17 protein-coding genes and 1 tRNA gene are annotated in these 20,575 nt (G+C 69.7%); 14 read left to right on the top strand and 4 right to left on the bottom strand.

The features are described from left to right. From VKA86_04260 to VKA86_04300, 9 genes are all read left to right on the top strand, one after another. On the top strand, nucleotides 1-999 hold a 999-nt coding region (locus VKA86_04260; GenBank protein HKK70407.1), incomplete at its 5' end, for a hypothetical protein. Nucleotides 1,000-1,024: 25 nt separating this feature from the next. Next, entirely contained in the window at nucleotides 1,025-2,164 is a 1,140-nt protein-coding gene (locus VKA86_04265) for an anhydro-N-acetylmuramic acid kinase (GenBank protein ID HKK70408.1), read from the top strand. Then, on the top strand, nucleotides 2,157-3,455 hold the full coding sequence (locus VKA86_04270; GenBank protein ID HKK70409.1) for a SpoIID/LytB domain-containing protein: 1,299 nt from the start codon (nucleotides 2,157-2,159) through the stop codon (nucleotides 3,453-3,455). Before VKA86_04265 ends, VKA86_04270 begins: the two co-directional genes overlap by 8 nt. Continuing rightward, nucleotides 3,452-4,837 carry a glycoside hydrolase family 3 N-terminal domain-containing protein gene (locus tag VKA86_04275; protein ID HKK70410.1) on the top strand — a complete coding sequence of 462 codons (1,386 nt, stop codon included), beginning with the start codon at nucleotides 3,452-3,454 and terminating at the stop codon, nucleotides 4,835-4,837. Before VKA86_04270 ends, VKA86_04275 begins: the two co-directional genes overlap by 4 nt. 39 nt (nucleotides 4,838-4,876) lie before the next feature. After that, nucleotides 4,877-4,953, top strand: a tRNA-Asp gene (locus VKA86_04280). Between the two features lie 435 nt (nucleotides 4,954-5,388). Next, entirely contained in the window at nucleotides 5,389-6,654 is a 1,266-nt protein-coding gene (glgC, locus tag VKA86_04285; GenBank protein HKK70411.1) for a glucose-1-phosphate adenylyltransferase, read from the top strand. Further along, nucleotides 6,644-9,202 (top strand): DUF3536 domain-containing protein, encoded by a 2,559-nt coding sequence (locus VKA86_04290; GenBank protein ID HKK70412.1) that lies wholly within the window; start codon nucleotides 6,644-6,646, stop codon nucleotides 9,200-9,202. Before glgC ends, VKA86_04290 begins: the two co-directional genes overlap by 11 nt. A gap of 77 nt (nucleotides 9,203-9,279) precedes the next feature. Further along, nucleotides 9,280-9,957: a hypothetical protein gene (locus VKA86_04295; protein ID HKK70413.1), complete on the top strand. Its 678-nt coding sequence runs from the start codon at nucleotides 9,280-9,282 to the stop codon at nucleotides 9,955-9,957. Nucleotides 9,958-10,028: 71 nt separating this feature from the next. Beyond that, the gene (locus VKA86_04300; GenBank protein HKK70414.1) at nucleotides 10,029-11,090 is read left to right on the top strand and encodes a fatty acid desaturase; all 1,062 of its coding nucleotides are present in this window, start codon (nucleotides 10,029-10,031) and stop codon (nucleotides 11,088-11,090) included. A 94-nt stretch (nucleotides 11,091-11,184) separates the two neighbouring features. Here VKA86_04300 and rpmB read toward each other — a convergent pair whose 3' ends face one another. Further along, nucleotides 11,185-11,421, bottom strand: coding sequence for a 50S ribosomal protein L28 (gene rpmB, locus VKA86_04305; protein HKK70415.1), 237 nt, complete (start codon nucleotides 11,419-11,421; stop codon nucleotides 11,185-11,187). 116 nt (nucleotides 11,422-11,537) lie between these two features. Beyond that, nucleotides 11,538-11,972, bottom strand: coding sequence for a hypothetical protein (locus VKA86_04310; protein HKK70416.1), 435 nt, complete (start codon nucleotides 11,970-11,972; stop codon nucleotides 11,538-11,540). Nucleotides 11,973-12,113: 141 nt separating this feature from the next. Between VKA86_04310 and VKA86_04315 the strand changes: the two genes are divergently transcribed. The 5 genes from VKA86_04315 (at nucleotide 12,114) to VKA86_04335 (ending at nucleotide 18,740) form a co-directional block, all read left to right on the top strand. Then, the gene (locus VKA86_04315; GenBank protein HKK70417.1) at nucleotides 12,114-14,390 is read left to right on the top strand and encodes a GWxTD domain-containing protein; all 2,277 of its coding nucleotides are present in this window, start codon (nucleotides 12,114-12,116) and stop codon (nucleotides 14,388-14,390) included. A 90-nt stretch (nucleotides 14,391-14,480) separates the two neighbouring features. Beyond that, complete coding sequence (locus VKA86_04320) at nucleotides 14,481-15,710, top strand: PP2C family protein-serine/threonine phosphatase (GenBank protein ID HKK70418.1); 1,230 nt, start codon at nucleotides 14,481-14,483, stop codon at nucleotides 15,708-15,710. 173 nt (nucleotides 15,711-15,883) lie between these two features. After that, entirely contained in the window at nucleotides 15,884-16,717 is an 834-nt protein-coding gene (gene ccsA / locus VKA86_04325; GenBank protein HKK70419.1) for a cytochrome c biogenesis protein CcsA, read from the top strand. A gap of 5 nt (nucleotides 16,718-16,722) precedes the next feature. Beyond that, nucleotides 16,723-17,982: a glutamyl-tRNA reductase gene (hemA, locus tag VKA86_04330; GenBank protein HKK70420.1), complete on the top strand. Its 1,260-nt coding sequence runs from the start codon at nucleotides 16,723-16,725 to the stop codon at nucleotides 17,980-17,982. Then, on the top strand, nucleotides 17,979-18,740 hold the full coding sequence (locus VKA86_04335) for a uroporphyrinogen-III synthase (protein ID HKK70421.1): 762 nt from the start codon (nucleotides 17,979-17,981) through the stop codon (nucleotides 18,738-18,740). Before hemA ends, VKA86_04335 begins: the two co-directional genes overlap by 4 nt. Before the next feature lie 23 nt (nucleotides 18,741-18,763). Here VKA86_04335 and VKA86_04340 read toward each other — a convergent pair whose 3' ends face one another. Together VKA86_04340 and VKA86_04345 are read right to left on the bottom strand one after the other, a co-directional pair. Continuing rightward, a complete protein-coding gene (locus tag VKA86_04340; GenBank protein HKK70422.1) occupies nucleotides 18,764-19,597 on the bottom strand; it encodes a metallophosphoesterase family protein in 834 nt (277 codons plus the stop codon). Then, nucleotides 19,585-20,475: a radical SAM protein gene (locus VKA86_04345; GenBank protein ID HKK70423.1), complete on the bottom strand. Its 891-nt coding sequence runs from the start codon at nucleotides 20,473-20,475 to the stop codon at nucleotides 19,585-19,587. The genes VKA86_04340 and VKA86_04345 overlap by 13 nt, the downstream gene beginning before the upstream one ends. Nucleotides 20,476-20,575: the final 100 nt, after the last annotated feature.

Raw genomic sequence — 20,575 nt, forward strand, 5'->3', positions numbered from 1 at the left:
CCACCACCGGACACCACTCCAGAAGCCGTGCAGCTCACGGTGGCGATCGACCTTCCCGAGACCCTGCGTACCCTCGCCGAGGGCTGGGCCGGCGAGCGGCGCGCCCGGATCCGATGGGCCGACCCCGGCGACCGGGACGCCGCGACCCTGGCCGAGGTCGACGTGGTCACGGCGCGCGAACTCGCCGCCAGCGGCGCCCTGCGCCCGTTTCCCGCGTCGGCCCCGGCCAGTGTGTGGCTGGGGGCGGCCGGCGTGGTCGACGACCGGACCTGGGGTCTGCCGTGGCGCGCGCGGATCACCGCCCTGGCCGTCGACGGAGCGGCGAGCTGGCCTTCGTTGGCCCGCCGTGGTGAGCGCCTGGTGATCGTCGAGGGAACCGAGGTCGATGCCTTTCTCGCTCTTGCCGCGGCGGACGGGGTGGGAATCGAGCCGGGCACCCCGCACGATGCGGACCTCACTTCGGACACCGCGGTCGAGGCCCTGGCCTTCCTGCGCCGGGTGATGGCCCGGGCCACGGTCGTGCCGTCGACCGCGTCGTGGCCGCAGGACGCCACGGCGGCCGTACTCGCCTCGACGCATCGCGACGGCCTTCCCGCCGGTCTCACCGTCCGTGCCCTGCCCGGGCCCGACGACACCGAGGACGGTCGCGTGATCGCCCGTCCGCGCGTCCTGGTCGTGCCCGTGGCGGGTGACCACGGAGATCTGGGAGTCCAGCTGGCCCGCTGGCTGGCCGCCCCGGGGCGGGCCGCGTTGTTGCACGAGAGCGCGGGGGAGGGCATCGCCCTGCATCGCGACGTCGACCCAGCGCGTGTGCGCTCGGGGGGCGATTGGCTCGCATTGAGACCCCAGGCCTGTCTGCCACCCACCCTGGGCCCCGACGCAGCGGCCTGGCAGGCCGCTCTGCACGACGTCGTGGCGGCCGCGGTCGAGCGTCGTCGCACTCCGCGCGCTGCGCTCGAGGAGACCTGGAACCGGCGCCCACTCGACACCGATGGTTGATCGTTCCTTCCGGGCGGCCGGTCTCATGATCGGCACCAGTCTCGACGGCGTGGACGCCGCGGTGGTGGAGTTCACCGCCGACCTGCGCGGCCATCGCCTGCTGGCCCACCGGACCTCGCCTCTGCGCGCTGCTGATCCGCAACGGCTGCGGGCCGTCGCGGCGGGTGCGGCGACCACCGCTTCCGAACTCAGCGCCCTGGGCTTCGCCCTGGTCGACGACCACGAACGTGCCCTGCGGCAGGTCTGTTCGGAAGCCGCGATCGATCCGGCCCGACTGGACTGGGCGGCGGCGCACGGAGTCACCCTGTGGCACGCTCCCGCCGCACGTGGCGGGCACGGGTGGCAGCTCCTCCCCGGCCCCGCCCTCGCCGCGCGGCTCGGCTGCCCGGTGGTCCACGATTTCCGCAGCGCGGACCTCGCGCTCGGCGGTCACGGCGCGCCGCTGGCTCCGGTGGCCGACCGACTCCTGCGCGCGTCGTCCGACGAGGACCGCGTGGTCCTGAACCTGGGGGGCATTGCCAATCTGACTGCTCTGCCGGCCGGGGCCGAAGTGATCCTGGCCGCCGACGTCGGACCGGCGAACCTGCCGCTCGACGAGATGGTGCGACGTGCCGACCCCGAGGGTCCGGGCTACGACCGCGACGGCGCGCTCGCCGTGACGGGCCGTGTGGTGCCGGAGCTCGTCGCGGCGATCCTGGCCGAGGACTGGGTCCGCGCTCCGCTGCCCCGGAGCTGGGGGCGCGAGGAATTCGGTCCGCGTTGGGTCGACTCGATCGAGGCGCGCGCGCCCGGCACCGGCCTCGTCGATCGCCTCGCGTCGGTGATCGAGGCCGAGAGCCGTGCGCTCGCCTGGTTGCTCGACGAGGGTCTGGGTGGGTGGAAGCGGGCACACAGCGCCACGCACCTGCTGGTGACCGGCGGAGGGCGCCACAACCGGGCCGCGATGCGCGCGCTCGAACGGGCGCTGCCGGGTGTGGTGCTGGACGGGATCGAGGTCCTCGGCGAGGATGCCGACGCCAAGGAAGCCGTGGACTTCGCGCTGCTCGGTGGGCTCTGTGTGCAACGACGCGGCGCGGGTGTGGAATCGACCACGGGCGCGCGGGGCGACACCGTTCTCGGCAGCCTCGCGCCCGGACGAACCGGGATCAGGAGAACCGATGCGTGAACGGATCCGTCGAGTCCTGGTGGTACTGTGGCTGGTGGCCTGGACCAGTGCCTGCGCGGCGCCCCCGGCCGACGGCATCGTATCCGATCCCTCGGACTTCGAGCCCGACCGCGGGCGGACCGACGTCCGCGTGGCTCTGGCCTTCGCGGCTCCGTCGGTGACCTTCGAGGCGACGGGCGACGTGCGGGTGTTCGCGGAGGGCGATCGCTGGCGCGGATCCGCCGGTGCCTACCACGCCACGGTCCGTGCGGGTGAACTGGTCCTGACCGCCCCGTCGGGCGGACGGGTCGAAGCGAAGTCGACGATCGATCTGCGGGCCGCCGACCCTGCGCCGTGGCGCTTCGACGGCGATCGCTTCGCAGGTTCGCTCACCGTACGGCGCAACGACGACGGCACCGTGAGTCTGGTCAACACGCTCCCCGTCGAGACCTACCTGCGCGGCGTGGTGCCGTGGGAGATCGGTCGCCCCGGCGAGGACGCGCGCGCGGCCGTCGAGGCCCAGGCCGTCGCGGCGCGCACCTACACCTACGCGCGTCTCGGACGCTGGGAAGAGTACGGTTTCGACCTCCACGCCGACGTCCGCGACCAGGTGTACCGCGGTCTCAGCGGTACGGCGCCGATCTGCGACGAAGCCATTCGGGCCACCGCGCACCGGGTCGCGGTGCGCGACGGCGCGTTGATCCGGGCCTACTACAGCTCGACCAGCGGTGGGCACACCGCCACGCTCGTCGACGTCTGGCACCGCGAGGGCGCACCCTACCTGATCGGCAAGCGGGACGCGGATGCCCGGGGGCGCAGTTGGTGTCGGACGTCGCCGCACTTCCGGTGGACCGAGTCGTGGTCGGCGAAGGAACTGGGCGACATCGTTCGCGAGCACCTGTCCTCCGAACTCGATCGATCTCTCGCACCCGAGGACATCGGCGTGCTGCAACGGATCGACGTCGTCGCGCGCGACCACTCGGGGCGGGTGCAGCGTCTGGCCGTGGTCACCGACGTCGACCGCTTCGAGATCTGGGGCGATCGGATCCGCTGGGTGCTGCGACCGGTCGGGTCGCGCTACGGGATCCTCCGCAGCACGTTGTTCACCGTGGAGAACGTCGAGCGCGACGGTCGTCTGGTGGGGGTGGTGCTGCGCGGTGGCGGATTCGGTCATGGCGTGGGCATGTGTCAGACCGGAGCCCTGGCCCGCGCCCGTGCCGGTCAGGGCGCAGGCACGATCCTGCGCGCGTACTACGAAGGGATCGACGTCGTCGACGTGCGTTCGCTCGACGGGTGGAAGCTCGCACGGTGAGCGACCCGCGTCCGGCGCTGGTGGGCCTCTCCGGCCCCGCACTCGACGACGACGAACGCGACCTGCTGGCGCGCCTGCGACCGCAGGGCGTGTTGTTGTTCGAACGCAACGCGACCGACGAGCAGCAATTGCGGGCGTTGACCCACGAAGTCGACGCCCGGTTGCGTGACGCAGGGGTCGACACGCCCCTCGTGGCGTCGGACACCGAGGGCGGGATCGTCTTCCCGTTGCACCGCGTGCTGGATCCCGGCCCCGGTGCGACCACCCTGGGCTGGATCGATCGGACCGAACTGACCGAGACCGTCCACGCCGACCGCGGGGCACGACTGCGGGCGTCGGGAGTGAACCTGGTACTCGCGCCGGTCGCCGACGTGGACGTGGCCGGTAATCCGGTGATCGGAACGCGTGCCTTCGGACGCGACCCGGAGCACGTCCGGCGTCACGTCGCCGCCGCCGTGCGCGGTCTGCACCGCGGCGGCGTCGCGTGTTGCGTGAAGCACTGGCCCGGCCACGGGGCCGCGCGGGTGGACAGTCATCTGGAACTCCCGGTTCTCGACCGCGACGACGCCGCGCTGCGTGCGGTCGACGCCCCGCCCTTCGAGGACGCCGTCGCCGCGGGTGTCGACGCCGTGATGACGGGACATCTCCGCGTGCCGGCATGGCAGTCCGTCGGGACCGGTCCGGTGAGCGTGGACCCGGCCGCCATCGCCCGGCTGCGCAGCACGCTCGGGTTCGACGGACCGTTGCTGGGCGATGCCATCGAGATGCAGGCGCTCGCCGGCTACGGCCCGGGCGCTCTGCGGTCGGCAGGACTCGACCTGGTCCTGTTCGCGGCACCGCTCGCACGGATCGAGACCGCGGTGCGGGAGCTCGACCCCACTCCGGCGCACGCCTGGCACGTGCCCGCTGCGCCCCGGACCGAACCGGCGTCCGAGGTGCCCTGGGACTTCGCTCTGCGCCGCGACGGGGAATGGCCGGTTCCGTCGCCGCGACGGTGGTGGGTGGTCGACGAAGCCGGTGGCGATCGCCTGCTCCGCGTTCCCGACGACACGGCCGATCCGCTCGGTCACGGCCATGCCACCGGACACCGAGCGTGGGAGAACGCCCTCGCGCCGATCGCCGACCACGTCGACGTGATCACGATCGAGCGTCTGGCCGACCTCGAACCCACGAGCGACGAGGGCGTGGCCTTGCTCTCGGTCCGGTCCGGACGCTTCGACGATCTGTCCGATCGGATCGCCACGCTGCGGCCGGCGGCGTGGCTCCTGGGTGGTGCCGCGGCGATCGACGATCTGCGGGTGGGACCAGGAGTGGCGGCGGCTCGCTGCGCCGAGGTGCGGCCGCGTCTGCTGGAGCGTGTCCTGCGCAGCGGAGCCATTTGACACGGTGGTTCGGCGTGACTACACTGCTCGTCTGCTCGCGGGGGCGTAGTTCAGTTGGTCAGAACGCCGGCCTGTCAAGCCGGAGGTCGCGAGTTCAAGTCTCGTCGCTCCCGCCACGTCTTCGAAGCGGCTCTTCCCTCCGGGGAGGGGCCGTTTTTCGTCGCGGAATCGTTCCGGGCAGGTGCTTCCGGAAGGCCGCGAATCGTGTTCGGGTTCACAGTTTCGCCGTCTGGCGGAATCCCGGACCCCGTGTTTACGTTTCGGCCTGAAGCAGGGCGCCCAATCCTCCACCGGGGCGTCGGTGCTTCCTGCGGGACCCTCCGGCCGGGATCGGCCGGAGGGTTCGTTCGTTCCGGCGCCGTCCGCTTTGGCGTCGCCTGGCCGCTGTCGCGCTCGCCGGCACGCCGGGGCGACGCTCTCACGTGGATTCGTCCGGGATCGTGGTGTCCGCGGTTGGCACTGTCGATCCCGTGTCCTAGAGTACAGCCTGCTGGCGGTCGCCTTCTCCGGGCCCGGCTGCTGGTCACCGTGGTCCCCGGCCCCCGATCACCATGGTCCGATCCCGCAGCGCTGGTGGTGTCCTCGCCGTCGTTCTCGCCGGTGGAGAGGGGCGTCGCCTGCTCCCCCTGACGCGGGACCGCAGCAAGCCGGCGGTTCCCTTCGCCGGTCGCTACCGCGTCATCGACTTCGTCCTGTCGAACCTCGTGAACTCGGGAGTCGACCGGATCTACGTGCTGACCCAGTACAAGGCGCAGTCGCTGATCGAACACCTGCAGCGGGCGTGGATTCGCATGCAGGGGCGCGACTCCTTCCTGGTGGCCGTCCCGGCGCAGATGCAGACGGGATCGAGCTGGTACTGCGGAACGGCGAATGCCGTGCACCAGAACCTGCACCTGCTTCGACGCTGCCCGGCCGAGGTGGTCGCGGTGTTCGGCGCCGACCACATCTACAAGATGAACGTGGAGCAGATGGTCGACTTCCATCACGCGCGCAAGGCGGCCGTGACGGTGGCCGCCCTGGCGGTGCCGGTGGAGCAGGCCACGTCGTTCGGGGTGATCGAGGTCGACGACAAGGCCCGGATCGTGGGCTTCCAGGAGAAACCGGAGAACCCGCGCCCGATCCCGGGCAACGAGAGCCACGCACTGGTGTCGATGGGCAACTACCTGTTCGCCCCCGACGTCCTCGAGCACGCCCTGCTGCACGACGCCGACGACGCCGGCAGCGACAACGACTTCGGCCGTGACGTGCTTCCCTACCTGCTCGACCGCGAGCCGATGTTCGCCTACGACTTCCGGCGCAACCGGATCCCGAGCGAGCGCGAGTTCGAACGCGCCTACTGGCGCGACATCGGGAGTATCGAGGCCTACTACGACGCGAACATGGACCTGCGCCGCGTGCAGCCGCGACTGAACCTGTACAACTGGGACTGGCCGATCCACACTGCGAGCTTCGCCGACCCCCCGGCCAAGTTCGTGTTCGACGAGTCGAACCGGCGGGGCATGGCGATCGATTCGATCCTCGCCGGCGGTTCGATCGTTGCCGGGGGTTACGTGCGCGACAGCGTGATCGGTCGCAACGTCTTCGTCGACGCCGGGGCCCGGGTGATCGAGTCGATCATCCAGGACAACGTCACCATTGCTCCGGGAGCCGAGATCGTCCGGGCGATCGTCGACAAGAACGCGCAGATCCCTGCGGGAGCGCAGATCAAGCCCGAGCACGATCCCGTCATCGCGGGGTCGATCGTCACGAACACCGGAATCACCGTCGTCCCCCGCGCCACGCATCCGCCGGAGCACGCAGACGCACGTGAACACTGACAAGCGCGAAGCCACCGACCCCCGCGCGTGGTTCGTCTTCCACGGACACTTCTACCAGCCTCCACGGGAGAACCCGTGGACCGACGAGGTCGAGCGCGAACCGAGCGCCCGGCCGTACCATGACTGGAACGCACGGATCGACGCCGAGTGCTACGCCGCGAACGCGGCGGCCCGGATCCACGACGAACGCGGACGCATCCTGCGGATCGTGAACAACTACGAGCACGTGTCGTTCAACTTCGGACCCACGCTGCTGCGGTGGATGGAGCGCAACGACCCGCAGACCCTGTGTCGGATCGTCGAGGCCGACCGGCGCAGTGCCGGGCGCAACGGTGGTCACGGGAATGCGATCGCGCAGTGCTACAACCACATGATCCTGGCCCTGGCCGACCGGCACGACCAGCGCACCCAGATCCGGTGGGGCATGCGTGAGTTCGAGCACCGTTTCGGTCGTCGCGCCGAGGCCCTCTGGCTGGCCGAGACCGCGGCGAACCACGACGTCCTCGAGAGTCTGATCGAGGAGGGCCTGGTGTACGTGATCCTGGCCCCCTTGCAGGCCGGGCGCGTGCGAGCCGAGGGCCATTCGCGGTGGCACGACGTCCGGGGTGGAAGGGTCGATCCGTCGCGGCCGTATCGCTTCGTGCATCGCGACGGATCGGAGCGTTCGATCGCCGTGTTCTTCTACGACGGGCCGCTGGCCCAGTCGGTGTCGTTCGGCGGGGCACTCGAAGACGGCAAGAATCTGGCCCGGGCCGCCGCACACGCCTACGACCCGGCCCGGGAGCACCCGCAGTTGGTCCACCTGGCGGTCGACGGCGAGACGGCCGGGCATCACGTCGGCTTCGGGAACCTGGCCCTGGTGTGGGCACTCGAGCTCGAGATCCCCGCCGAGGGGATGAGGGTGACCAACTACGGCGCCTTCCTGGCGGAGCACCCGCCGACCTGGGAGGTCGAGCTCGACGAAGGACCCTTCGGCGAGGGGACGAGCTGGAGTTGTGCCCACGGGGTGGGGCGGTGGATCCGTGACTGCAGTTGCCGGATCGATCCCGGTGCCCCCTCACAGCAGCGATGGCGCGGTCCGTTGCGCCGCGCGCTCGACCTGGTGCGCGACGGCGGCCGCGCGTTCTTCCTCGAGCGTTCCGCCGAGCTGCTCACCGATCCCTGGGAGGCTCGCGACGACTACGCGGCCCTGTTGCTCGACGACGATTCCGTGGCGCGTGAAGTCTTCTTCGAGCGGCACGCGAAGCGCGAGCTGGACGCCGAGGAACGGCAGCTCGTGCTGGGCCTGCTCGAGATGCAGCACCAGTGCATGCTCATGTACACGAGTTGCGGCTGGTTCTTCGACGACATCGGAGGCCTCGAGACCGTGCAGATCCTTCGCTACGCCGGGAGGGCACTGGAGTTGTGGGAGGAGCTGGGCGGCACTTCGTGTCGTGCCGAGTTCGAGCGCGAACTGTCGAAGGCGCGCAGCAACGATCGCCGGCGTGGCACCGGTGCCGACGTCTTCCGTCGCGACGCGCTCGTCGTACGCGTGACGCCCGAGCGCGTGGTGGCGCATCTCGCCATGGCGTCCCTGTTGGCACCACCGCCGGAGGAGGGGCGGATCGCCCTGCACCGCTTCGAACGCCGATCCTTCCACCTGCGCGAACGCGGTGATCTTCGCCTCGTGACCGGTCACTTCACCCTGGAGCACGAGCGCACCGCGCACCGTGAAGATCTCCAGGTCGCGATGCTGCACACCGGCGCCCTGGACTTCGTGACCATGGTCGCCCCCTTCGCCCCCGAGGGCTTCGAGACGATGCAGCAGGCGTTGCACGACGCCTTCGAGGAGAGCGACGCCCAGTCCCTGCGCCGCGCGGTCGAGACGCTCGAGGGTGCACGCCGGTTCGGCGCCGCGGATCTGCTGGAGTCGGGACGACAGGACCTGCTCCAGCTGGTCTTCCAGGAGGTCATCGATCGGTTCAGTGCGGCCTATTCGGAGCTCTACGAAGAGAACCGCGAAGTCCTGCGGTCGCTGCACGAGATGGGCATGGAACTGCCCGAGGAGCTCCGGGCGGCCACGACCTTCACGCTGCGCAAGCAGTTCGAACGGGAGTTCCTGCAGCACGCCGACGACACCGACCCTCGCGCGCACGCCCGAGCGGTGAAGGTCGTACGCGACGCGCTGGCCCGGGACGTTCGTCTGGACTCGCCCGTCGCCCGCCGCCATCTGCAGCGGATGCTCGAGGAACGGGTGCGCGCCATGGGCGACGCACTGCGGGACGGCAACACCACCGTCGTCGAGGCGTCGTTGCAGCAGATCGACGATCTGTTGAGCACGGCCGAGAAGATGCGTCTGCAGCTCGAACTGGGACCGGCGCAGCTGGCGTACCACGACGCCCTGCTCGATCCGGTGTCGGCGACGGTCCCGGGCACCGCGCTGATCCCGCGGCTGGATCGTCTGGGTGAGCGCCTGGGCTTCGCCGAGGGCGTCCTCGCCGGAGCGATCGCCCGAGCGGAAACGATGTCGAAGAAGACCGCCGTGGCCCGGCGCTCGTCGAAGGCCTGAACAGCCGGCCCGGCGATTGCACACTCGACGGATGCCGCGTTCGAGCCGCACCCGGTGGCTCGCGGGGTGGAGTTCTCGTGCGTCGTCGAGTCGCGTTGATCATCCTCTTGTCGTTGGTGGCGAGCGTCTGGCCACACACGGCCGATGCCGAACGCCGCGTGCGCGAGCCACGTACCCCACGCCAGGGCTGGATCCTGGGCCTCGTGGTGGGCGGTGCGAGCGGCAAGTTCACGGTGCAGGAGGGCGAACGCAGCGCCACGTCGAGCTGGGTCGGCGGAGGTCGGGTCCTGCGCGGCCGCGTGGGGTGGTTCGCGCGCAGCAACGTGTTGCTCACGGCTGAGTACGGCGTCTGGCGGCGCGCGGTGGGCAGCGCCGACAGTGCCGGGGTCGAGGAGGGGGCGAGCAGCGAGCCGGGCTGGACCGAGCCCACCGACCGCTACCTCGGCTCGGCAGTGCTCGCCGCCCAGCTCTACCCGCTCGACGCGGGGTTCTCGCTCGAGGCCGGCCTGGGCTACGGGCGGGTCGCTGCCGACGTCGACGACGACACCGGAACCACGCTGACCGGCGACGAGTGGGGTGTCCTGCTGCTCATGGGCGCGGGCTGGGAGTTCGCGATCGCCCACGACGTCTCGATCGCCCTGGGCGCCGACGTGGGCCGGATCGACGCCGGGAACGGCGTCTCGGGCAATTTCGTGCACTTCACGGCCTCGTTCCACCTGCACCTGTCCGAGGGAATTCCCCGCGACTGGTTCTGACCGGAGTTTGCGGGAGCTTTCGGCGCTCTGCTAGACTGTGACTCCCGTCGCACCCCCGGGGCCCGGACTCCATGAGCGTCACATCGACCACACCGCAGGCCACGACGGCGCCGCCGCATCCCCGGCGACCGCGTCTGAAGTCGCGCAGCTACGCGCGCGCGGCGCGCGACCTGCGCCGCGAACTCGGCCGTGAACTCCCGCAGGACGAACTCAAGCGTCTGCACCGCCGTGATCCCGTGCGCCACTTCGCGATCGTCGCGCGGCAGTTCCTCTTGTTGGGCGTGTGCATCGCCATCAGCGCGATGACGACCCACTGGTGGTTGTGGATCCCGGCCGCGGTGTTGCAGGGCTTCACCGTGTTCAACTTCACGGTCCTGCTGCACGAACAGGTGCACAACGCGATCTTCTCCAGGCGCCGTCCGCGGCCGAACGCCTTCCTGGGTTGGCTGTACGCCTTCCCCAGTGGGATCAGCTCGTCGCAGTTCTTCCGCTGGCACACCGATCACCACGAGAACCTGGGCAGCGACGTGGAAGACCCGAAACGGGCGCACCTCTCGCCGAAGAAGCACACGCGCTGGTACAAGGCGCTGTACATGACGCCGGCGCTGTTCCCGATCTACTTCCGCGCGGCGAAGCAGGAGACGGCCACCTACGAGCCCGCCCTGCAGCGGAGGATTGCGATCGAGCGGTCGTTGACCATCGTCGGTCATCTGGCGATCGCGGCGTCCCTGGTGGTGTTCGGAGGCTGGGCGCTGGCCGCGCGGGTGTACTTCGTGCCGTACTTCCTCGTGTTCCCGGTGGCCTTCACGCTGAACCGGCTGGGGCAGCACTACCGGATCGATCCCGACGATCCGCGCGAGTGGAGCACTCGTGTCGATGGCAACGCCTTCTGGCACTTCGTGTTCCTGTACTCGAACTTCCACCTCGAGCACCACTACTTCCAGAGCGTGCCGTTCTACAATCTGCCGGCGCTGAACCGGCTGCTGCGGCCGTACTTCGAGAAGCACGGGATCGAGAACCACGGCTACGGCGAGATCCTCTGGGACTGGTTCGTACGCAATCGGACGCCGCACCAGGACTGGGATCTGGAGGCCGAGACCTCGGCGCGGCCGCCGGCCACCACGGCGGCCTGAGGGCCGGCCCGCTCGCTCCGGAACGCGAAGAGCCCCCGTCGACCGACGGGGGCTCAGCAATTTCACCGGACTTTCGCCGTTTCGCGGGCGACGGTCAGACCTTTTCGCCGCGGGCGCGGAGGTCGCGCAGCACGGCGTCGATTCCCCGCTTGGAAATGGTGCGGATACCGCGGGCGCTGACGGTCAGCGTGACCCACCGCTTCTCTTCGTGGCTCCAGAAGCGCTTCTTCTGCAGGTTCGGCAGGAAGCGGCGCTTGCTCACGTTGTGGGCGTGGCTGACGTTGTGGCCCGTGATCGGGGCCTTGCCGGTCACCTGGCAACGCTTCGACATGGTCCTGACCTCGCGGGGCACGGCCCGGGTGCGCCGGGCGGGGATGTTCCAGGCAGCGACGGGGTCGCGGCACAGACGGCAAAGTGTAGCGCATTCCGGCGCCGCAGCAAGGGGGTTCAGCCCTCGAAGGGGTTCTTCGGCTTGCGGCGGGCGAAATCGCCGAAGTCCTTCTCCAGGTCCTCGGTGGGGTCCTCCTTCGGGCCGCTGCCGGGCATGGAGCCGAACATGCGCTCGAGGTTCTCCTGGTCGCTCTTCGAGCGCTGCTCCCACTCCTTCATCTCGCGCGAGATGCTGTCGTCGACGTCGTCGTCGCGCAGCTCGTCGAGCCGGGTGTGGTCGCCGACCCGGTAGCGGACCTCGAAGGGGCTCTTGATGGCCTCGAGCGCGCCGAACTCCTCGAGCCCGTGGGTGACCACGCGGATCTTGTCCTCGTGCCAGCGCAGGAGCGCGGCGATCTCGGCGTCGGTGGGCGGGTGGTTCTCGGTGTGATCGAGGACCCGGACGGCGGCCACCACCAGGTGGGCATGCGTGCGCGACGGAAGTTCGGCCATGGTCGGACTCCTCCTCTGTGGACTCGCGGGCCATGGTAACCCGCGGCGCCGGCGGCCGAAAGCCGGGTGCGGCTTGTGCCGGGGTGCGGGGCTGGTCTATCGTGACCGCGTTCCCACCCCACGTTCCCTCAGCGGGAACCCATGATGCTCGCGACTGCGTACATCCGGCCGACCCTGCTGTCCCTGGCCGTCGCGGTGGCCTGTGTGGCCCCCGCGCGGGCCAGCCTGTCGCTCGGCGATCACCCGCTGCCGATCGAGGGTGAGAGCCTCGGCGACCAGGCCCTCTTCGCACGCCTCGACAGTGTCCAGACCCTGTACGACCGGGCCGAGGAGGGCCGACGGGGTGATCTGGCCTACCGGCTGGGGCAGCTGTACCTGGCCACCGATCTGGCCAAGCACCGCCGTCGCGCTCTCGACCTGCTCGAAGAGGCCGCCCACGCGGGCACGAAGCGCTTCGAGGCGGCGAGTCTGCGGGCGGCGACGGCGCACCGCATGCGCTACACCGGCGACGCGCTCCGATGGATCGAGGACCTGGCGGCGACCAACGGCGACGACGCCCGCGCCTACACTCTCCTCGGGCGCTTCCACTACCTCGAGGCGCGTCGCCGCATGGACACCGAGCGCTTCGAGCTGGCCCGTCGATCCTTCGTCCGGGCGGTCCAGGCCGACAACACGAACGTGGAGGCCTGGTACGGCGTCGCGGTGTCCGCGGTCGCTCTGCGCGACCACGATCTGGCCCTGCGCGCGGCCCACGCCCTCGGTCAGCTCGAGCCCCAGGCGGAGTCGAGTCTCTTCCTCGAGGGGCTGGCCAGCTACGGCCTCGACGACATGGACGGCGCCACCCGGGCCTTCACCGAAGCCCTCGATCGCTCCGACCCGGCCGTCGCCGCGGTGTTCGAGGCAGCTTCGGGCTTCCTCGACGCCGTGGACCTGGCACGTCTGGCCGAACGTCGGTTCCCGCGGCAGATGGCGCGCCGGGCGCTGCAGAGGATCGGCGAGGATCCGCGCCCCGGAGAAGAGATCGACTGGGAGAAGGCCCTGACCGACTCGACGCTGCGCGCCGAGACGGTGCAGTTCTACTGGAACCAGCAGAACGATCGCCCGGCGCAGATCTTCAATCCCCAGCGCCTACGCTACTGGGCGCGGCTGGTCGAGGCCGACGTCCTGTTCGGCGATCCCGAGACCGGACTCCGCGGCTGGGACACGCCCATGGGCGACGCCCTGGTGCGCTGGGGGCGTCCCGAGAAGACCTACTACGATTCCGGAGGACCGGGAAGCGTGCTCAGCGACCTGTCGGCGCGGGGCTTCCGGTTCTCGCCCGGCGAGACCATCCCGACGAACGTTCCGATCTGGGTGTGGGGATACGAGGAACGCGGCTTCGCCTTCAGCCTGGTCTTCACCGACGAGTCCCGCAACGCGCGCTGGACCTACGGCACCGACAGCGCCTACAACGCCCAGGTCATCCGCCGGCAGCAGCCGATCCATCTGCCGCAGCCCCCGGACCCGCCGACGCCCTTCCGCCTGGCGGTGAGCCGCGCCGTGTTCCCGCGTGGGGACGACTCGGCCGTCCTCGAGACCTACATCGGCCTGCGGCCCTCCGACCAGTTGGTGCTGGCGTCGTCGATCGACCCCTCGGAGAACGGGGGCGAGGGTGTCGACTCCCTCGCCACGATCGAGTGGGCCGTGTACGACGAGCAGAACCGACGGCTGGACTACCGCAAGGAGGTCGTCGACGACGAGATGCGGCGTGACCTCCTGCACGATCGGGTGGGCTGGTCCGGGACCGGCGACGTGCTGGATCCCTACGTGGTCCCGATCGGTGCTCGTCTGCCCGCAGGACGGTATCGCGTCGCGGTCGAGGCGACCGGGCCCGACGGCGCCGGCCGTGACGCCCTGACGCTGGACGTGGAGATCCCGCCCAGCGAGCCGCCGTCGATCCTCGAGATGAGCGACCTGCAGCTCGCATCGGCGCTCGACGTGTTTCGTCCCGGATCGGGCGTACCTCTGCGCTACGTGAAGTTCCGGCAGGCGGTGATCCCCGCCCCGGACCTGCGGGTGCCCGCCGCGTCGAAGTCAATCGCGGTGTACTTCGAGGTTCGCAACCTCGGACTGGACGAGGCCGGTCTCACCCGCTTCGACGTGACCTACGAGGTCTTCGCGAGCAGTCGCGAGGTTCGCAACCTCACGGTGCTGAGCGAAGACTTCCGGCGCGACGCCCTGGAGCGGATCGAGCCCATGACCATGACCTTCCTCGAGGAGCGGACGGGAACCTCGCCCGAGGGTCTGGTCGTCAAGGGAACCCGCGTGGACGTCGCCGACCTCGGTGCGGGTGACTACGTTCTCGTGGTCACCCTGCGCGACCGGATCTCGAAGCGAGAGGTGAGCCGCGTGCTCCCCTTCCGCAAACGGGGCTCCTGATCGGGGTCGACGGCTCCTTGCCGACGACCGTCCTTGCTGCTACCAAAGCGCCGACGCGTCCCGCGAGGGGGCGCGCGGAAGTGAGATTCGGTGACCGAACACACCTCTGCGGTCCGTCACAAGACCTTCTACCGCGAGCTCGAGGCCATCCTGCGTCAGATCGACGAGGAGCAGGGACTCGAGTCCATGCTCACCACCATCCTGTCGCGGATCGGCGACCAGGTGCTGGGTGCGGAGACGGGGATCTCGTCGGGCCGTCTGTACCGACGCGACCACGGCGACTACGTCATCGTGCGCAGCTTCGGTGCCCGCGGTCGCGCGCTGCTGGGCGAGCGCGTGCCGTCGAGCTACCCGATCGTCACCGAGCTGAGCCACGAGCGCGTTACCTACACCTTTCCCGACGACGAGCGCTTCGACCACGACATCGAGGGCCGGCTGGGTGTGCAGACCTCGGCGGCCTTCGCGTTGGATCCCGACCGCGAGTACATCGCGGCCTTCGGGGTGGACGAGGGCGCCGACGTCAACGAGGTCATGCTCACCCTGAACACGCTGCGCTACGCGATCGCGCACCGGCTGAAGGAGCTGAGCCTCGAGGGGCAGATCCGAGAGGCCAAGGACATCCAGCTCAGCCTGTTGCCGCGGACCGCGCCGCCCTTCGAGGGATACGAGCTCGCCGGACTGTCGGAGCCGGCCGAGACCGTCGGCGGCGACATCTACGACTTCCTCCCGGTGGGCGGACACCTCATGGGCGTGGCGTTGGGCGACGCCTCGGGGCACGGACTGCCCGCGGCTCTGCAGGCACGCGACGTGGTCACGGGTCTGCGCATGGGCGTGGAGAAGGACCTGAAGGTCGCTTCGGTCATCCAGCGGCTGAACCGCGTGATCCACCGGAGCGGCCTGACGAGCCGGTTCGTCAGTCTGCTCTACGGCGAGCTCGAGCCGAGCGGGAACTTCGTGTACGTCAATGCCGGGCACGATCCCGGCCTGCTGTTGCGGACCGACGGGCGGACCGAGCAACTCCGGAGCACCGGAATCGTCATGGGTCCCCTGGCCGACGCCGAGTACCGCCGCGAGCTGGTCCACATGGATCCCGGAGACGTCCTGCTGCTGTACACCGACGGGATCGTCGAACGGACCCGGCCGGCCGACGACGAGGAGTTCGGCCTGGAACGGTTCGAGCAGGTCACGCGCCGTGCCCTGGCCGGCGGGGCCCCTCTGAGCGAAATTCCGGGAGAGATCCTGGCGGAGTTGCGTTCCTTCGGGGAGGGACAGCCCTGGTCGGACGACGTCACGCTGGTTCTGATTCGTCGTAACGCATGATATGGCAGTGGTTTGTGGTATCAATCGGCCCCAGGGGCGACGGCAGCCCTGGTCGATGTGCATCACAACAGCGTTGTGGTCGGCGCGGGGCGCGTTGGCCTAGTTTCTGACACGGTATCCCGGATGGGTGCGGGTACCGACGATCCCGTCGGGATCGTGAGGAGGCCCTCCGCGTGGAGTTCGGACAACTCTTGCCGTTCTGGGGTGCAACAGCTCTCTACGGAGTCTCGCTCGGGTTCTACGTCCAGTGGTTCCGGGCGGGCGCGGCGGCAGTGGGTCGGCGCGCGAGCGTCGCTCTCTGGGTGGCCGCCGGGACGCACCTCCTCGGACTCGCTCTGCTGGGCTTCGGGCGGGGCTTCGGCCCGCCGACGGGACTGGGCGAATCGCTTTCGCTCGTCGCGTTGTCCACGGTGCTGGTCTATCTGTACCTCGAGGCACGGGGCAACGAGCGGGGTCTCGGCCCCTTCGCCCTGGTGCTGGTGATCGCGTTCATGGTGAAGGCGAGCACGATCGGTCCGGCCCTCGAGGTCGAACCCCTGCTGCGCGAACATCTCTACGGTCCGCACGCCTCGGCGATCATCCTGGCCATGAGTGGCTTCGCGATCAGCGCCGTGCTGTCGGTCGCCTACCTGGCCCAGTACCGTCAGCTCCGCGACAAGAAGCCCGGTCTCCTGATGCGGCGGCTCCCGTCGCTGCAGGGGCTCGACGGCATGACGCGTCGCGCCACCCGCCTCGGCTTCGTCTTCCTGACCATCGGAATGGTGCTCGGCTCGCTGCTCGCCCATCGCGCCTGGGGCGAGTACTGGAGCTGGGACCCGAAGCAGTGCATCACGCTGCTCACCTGGTTGCTCTACGGCGCCGCCATGATGCTGCGACGCCGGCGCGACTGGCAGGGCGAAAGGGTCGCCGCGAGCAATCTGGTGGCATTCTCGTCGGTCGTCGTCGGGATCCTGATGATCTCCTGGTTCTTCGACTCGGCGCACAGATTCGGGGTGACGGCTTCGTGATCTGCATGCTCGGACAGAACCATCGTACCGCACCAGTCGAGTTGCGCGAGAAGCTCGCGGTGACGCCGGAGAAGCGTGACGCGCTGGCCGAGATGCTCATGTGCGACCGCTTCATCACCGAGAGCGCGGTGCTGTCGACCTGCAATCGCATGGAGGTCTACGCGGTCAGCGACGACCCCCATCGGGGCCGGGCGCGGATCGACGGCATGCTCGCCGAACTGCACGGCGTGTCGTCGAGCAGCTGGACCGACACCCTGTACTTCCGCGAGGAGGACGACGCCGTTCGTCATCTCTTCCGCGTGGCGAGCGGGCTCGACTCGATGGTGCTGGGTGAGGGTCAGATCCTGGCCCAGGTCCGCGACGCACACGATTGGGCGAAGGACCACGCCCTGTCGCGCGAGGTCCTGCACCGGGCCTTCGACGAGGCCGTGGCCTGCGGCAAGCGCGTGCGCACCGACACGCAGATCAGCGAGGGGGCGGTGTCGGTCGCGTCGGCCGCCGTCAGCCTGTCGCGAAAGATCTTCGACGACCTGGCCGGTCAGTCCGTACTGCTGATCGGCGCCGGCGACACCGGAGCCCGCACGGCGCGTCATCTCCAGATGTTCGGCGTGCGTGACCTGCGGGTGTGCAACCGCACCCGTTCACGGGCGGAGACCCTGGCCCACGAGTTGAACGCCTCGGTCGTGCCCTGGGACCAGCTCGACGACCACCTGAGCGAGGTCGGCATCGTGGTCACGGCCGTCCATTCGCCGGAGCCCGTGCTGACGGAGTCCCGTGTGAAGGCCGCCCTGAAGGAGGCCGGCCGGCGCACGCTGTTCGTGATCGACCTCGCGGTTCCCCGCAACGTGCACGCCGACGTGGCGAAGATCCCCGGCCTGTTCGTCTACGACGTCGACGATCTGCAGAAGCTGGTGCTCGACGACGAGGACAGCCGTCGTGCCGAGGCGCTGAAGGCCGAGGAGATCGTCGACGACCAGGTCCGTCACTTCGTGCAGTGGTATCGCGCTCGCGCCGCCGTGCCCACGCTGAACGATCTGCGCATGCAGCTCGAGTGCGTGCGCCAGGCCGAGGTCGAGGCGATCCGCAACAAGCTGGGCGACGACGCCGATCTCGAGCTCGTCGACCGGGTCACGCGTCGCCTGTTGAACAAGGTGCTGCACTGCCCGACCACCGAGCTCAAGCGCCGCGTCCTCGAGAGTGATCCCGACCAGCAGCTACGAGACTTCCGCTCCCTCTTCGGTCTGGAGCCGCGGGAGCGCGGGTGAGTGCCCCGCTCGCCGGACTGCGCGTCTGGCTGACCCGCCCCGAACCGCACGACACCGCCTCGGCCGTCGCATGGAGCGACCGCGGGGCCGACGTGGTGCTCGCACCGACCGTCGCGATCGAACCGCGTGCACTCGACGACCACGATCGCGCGCGCATCGCGGCGCTGGACTCTCCCTGGATCGTCCTTCCCAGTCCCCGCGCGGTGGACAACCTGGCCCGGACACTCGGCGTTCGAGGGTCTGACGGAGCGGCATGGCCCGTCGCGGCGATCGGCGAGGCCACGGCGGACGCCGTACGCGACGCCGGCTTCGACCTGCGCTTCGTCGGCGCGCACGCCACGGGAGAGGCCTTCGCCCGCGAGCTCCTGGAGGTGAACGACGCACCGCGGGACTTCGTCCTCGCGAGCAGTGACCGCCGGCGTGAGGCGCTCGGCCGCGTGCTGCGGGGGGCGGGCCGGTCGGTGGTCGACGTGGTCGTCCATCGGACCGCGGTCCTCGATGGGGTGCCGGAGCCAGTACGACCCGCGCTGGGTTCGCTGGACGTGGTCGCATTCTACAGTCCGTCGGCGGTGCAGTTCGTCGCCACCCTCGATGCGGAAGCGCGGGGGCACGTCACCGGCGCGGCGGCTGCCTGCATGGGATCGACGACGGCGGGCGCGGCACGGGAGGCCGGCTTCAAGACGGCGTTGGCCCCCGGCGCCCCGGGGGAGCCCGCGATGCTCGACCTGGTGGCGGAGTGGCGACGGAGCCGTCGCTGACGGGAGCCGTCGAGTTCGGAAGATCAGAACCGTCCCCGGGCCCTCTCCTTCTGTGGAAGGACCTCGAGGCAACTCGTCCACCAACCGGTCTCGATCGTCTCGACGAATTCGCGCGGCAATCGTTCGTCGCGCATCTCGCGGGCCAGGGCTTCGTGGTCGTACTCCACGCGCCGGAACTCGACCCGGGGCCGAACGCGGGCTCCGTCGTCCACCGGGACCTCGATGCGTGCGTACCACACGGCGGGATCGCCGTCGTTCGCGGGGCGCCCGATGGCTCCCACGTTCACCAGCCCACGACCCGGATCGCCGGCCAGCATGCGGCTCCAGTGGAGACCGGTGTGCGTCACCAGGATCAGGTCTGCTTCGTGTTCGGCGAGCAGCCGTTCCACGAATCCCTCCGGTGTCGTCGACTCCCACAGGAACTCGTTCACGCGACGCGGTGATCCGTGGGCGCACAGGACACGGAGTCCTCCCAGCCGTAGGCGGACGTGTCGGGGAAGGCTCCGCATCCAGCGGCGGTTCTCGTCACCGGTGTTCTCCAGCGTGTAGGCGTAGCTGATACGGGCGAAGTGCTCGTCCCGGGGGTCGGAGTATCCACACTGGCAATCCTCGAGTCCGTGGCCCACGCTGTCGTCGTAGTTGCCCTGCAGCACGACGATGCCGTCTTCGCGCAGTCGATCGGCGGAGTGGTCGGGGTGGGGACCGAAGCCGCCCACGTCACCCAGGCACAGCACCCGGTCGGCTCCCCAGTCCGCGGCATCCGTGAGGACGGCGTCGAGGGCCCGGTGGTTGCTGTAGACCCCGCCGAAGACGGCGAGCCGTCGATGGTTCCCGGGCAGCGTCATCAGGTCCGACACGAGAATCCCTCCAGGTGACACGTCGTGCAGGCCGAGTGGTTGAGTTCGATGGGGACGAAGGTCTCGTCGAGGTCGTCGGACATGCGCGCTCCGTCCTCTTCGATCAGGATCGGGCAGGGGTACACTCCACGGGCCGTGACCGTGCGGCAACTCCCGCACTGCAGAACCCATTCCTCTCCTTCGTGCAGATCGTCGGGACGCAGGTAGCGGGAGTCTTCGCGGACCTCGTCCGCGACACCGCTCGTGGTCGTGCGGTCCCCGGATCGGGACGAGCGGCGGGCCTGCCGTCCGATGTCGAAGGGCGGGATGAACTTCACACGGGGACGTGTGAACCCGAGGTGCCGGAGGTGGTCGAGGAAGGCCTCGCGTCCGTCGCTCCGGTCGTAGACCGCGTGAACGGTCGTCACGGTGAACACGGGCAGGAGCCCGGCATCGACCAGACACCGCGCTCCTCGCATGATCGCGTGGTAGGTACCACGGCCCCGCACCGGGTCGTTCTCCTCGGGGGTGGTGCCATCGACGCTCACCCTCAACTCGAGCGAGTAGGCGCTCGCTTCCGAGAGCTCGTGGAGTCGCCGGGCCATGGGTGGGTCGATCAGGACCCCGTTGGTGAGTACGGAGAGCGGTGCCACGGCGAGCGCACGCTCGATCAGGAGCAGGATGTCCGGATGGAGGAAGGGCTCACCGCCCGTGAAGTAGAGTTCCTTGACGCCTTCGCGTTCGGCGCGCGCCAGACTCGAGAGCACGTCGTCGGTCGCCATCACCGGGTGGGAGTCGTTCTTCGGCCCGCAGGTGATGAAGCAGTGCGTACAGGCGAGATTGCACACGGTCCCCGTGACCTGCAGCCAGAGCACGTCGAGCCCCACGAAGTCGAGCACCGGACCCCGTGCCTCCCGGCTCGACACGGGGACGGCACGCCGGTCCGTCGATGTGCTGGTCGATGTCGTCGTGTTCGGGTCTTCCATCGCTTCCATCCTT

The sequence above is a fragment of the Candidatus Krumholzibacteriia bacterium genome (genome assembly GCA_035268685.1).
Taxonomy (GTDB): Bacteria; Krumholzibacteriota; Krumholzibacteriia; order JAJRXK01; family JAJRXK01; genus JAJRXK01.

Bases quoted from the DNA above. Each gene is read 5' to 3' on its own strand.
- VKA86_04265 (HKK70408.1), top strand. From the start codon at position 1,025: ATGATCGGCACCAGTCTCGACGGCGTGGACGCCGCGGTGGTGGAGTTC.
- VKA86_04270 (HKK70409.1), top strand. From the start codon at position 2,157: ATGCGTGAACGGATCCGTCGAGTCCTGGTGGTACTGTGGCTGGTGGCC.
- glgC (HKK70411.1), top strand. From the start codon at position 5,389: ATGGTCCGATCCCGCAGCGCTGGTGGTGTCCTCGCCGTCGTTCTCGCC.
- VKA86_04300 (HKK70414.1), top strand. From the start codon at position 10,029: ATGAGCGTCACATCGACCACACCGCAGGCCACGACGGCGCCGCCGCAT.
- rpmB (HKK70415.1), bottom strand. From the start codon at position 11,421: ATGTCGAAGCGTTGCCAGGTGACCGGCAAGGCCCCGATCACGGGCCAC.
- VKA86_04310 (HKK70416.1), bottom strand. From the start codon at position 11,972: ATGGCCGAACTTCCGTCGCGCACGCATGCCCACCTGGTGGTGGCCGCC.
- VKA86_04315 (HKK70417.1), top strand. From the start codon at position 12,114: ATGATGCTCGCGACTGCGTACATCCGGCCGACCCTGCTGTCCCTGGCC.
- hemA (HKK70420.1), top strand. From the start codon at position 16,723: ATGCTCGGACAGAACCATCGTACCGCACCAGTCGAGTTGCGCGAGAAG.